We start from the raw sequence: 1,107 nt of genomic DNA on the forward strand, positions 1-1,107 counted from the left end.
GCTTCCAGTTCCGGCCTATCAACCCCATGGTCTGTAGGGGGCCTTAACCCATCAAGTGGGAGAGAAACCTCATCTTGGAACAGGCTTCCCGCTTAGATGCTTTCAGCGGTTATCCCTTCCGAACGTAGCCAACCAGCAGTGCTCCTGGCGGAACAACTGGCACACCAGAGGTTCGTCCGTCCCGGTCCTCTCGTACTAGGGACAGCCTTCCTCAAGTTTCTAACGCGCGCGGCGGATAGAGACCGAACTGTCTCACGACGTTCTAAACCCAGCTCGCGTGCCGCTTTAATGGGCGAACAGCCCAACCCTTGGGACCTACTCCAGCCCCAGGATGCGACGAGCCGACATCGAGGTGCCAAACCATCCCGTCGATATGGACTCTTGGGGAAGATCAGCCTGTTATCCCCGGGGTACCTTTTATCCGTTGAGCGACACCGCTTCCACTTGCCGGTGCCGGATCACTAGTCCCGACTTTCGTCCCTGCTCGAGCTGTCACTCTCACAGTCAAGCTCCCTTGTGCACTTGCACTCGACACCTGATTGCCAACCAGGCTGAGGGAACCTTTGGGCGCCTCCGTTACATTTTGGGAGGCAACCGCCCCAGTTAAACTACCCACCAGGCACTGTCCCTGAACCAGATCATGGTCCGAGGTTAGAAGTCCAATACGATCAGAGTGGTATTTCAACGACGACTCCACCAACACTGGCGTGCTGGTTTCACAGTCTCCCACCTATCCTACACAAACCGTACCGAACACCAATACCAAGCTATAGTGAAGGTCCCGGGGTCTTTTCGTCCTGCCGCGCGTAACGAGCATCTTTACTCGTAATGCAATTTCGCCGAGTCTGTGGTTGAGACAGCAGAGAAGTCGTTACGCCATTCGTGCAGGTCGGAACTTACCCGACAAGGAATTTCGCTACCTTAGGATGGTTATAGTTACCACCGCCGTTTACCGGGGCTTAAATTCTCAGCTTCGCCACCGAAGTGGCTAACCGGTCCTCTTAACCTTCCGGCACCGGGCAGGCGTCAGTCCGTATACATCGTCTTACGACTTCGCACGGACCTGTGTTTTTAGTAAACAGTCGCTTCTCTCTGGTCTCTGCGACC

Annotated in this window: 1 rRNA gene; it reads right to left on the reverse strand. The window is 55.3% G+C overall.

From position 1 onward, the window contains the following. Positions 1 to 1,107 (reverse strand): 23S ribosomal RNA (locus tag ACWEMY_RS29275); the annotation flags it as partial.

The organism is Nocardia sp. NPDC004415 (assembly GCF_053602435.1).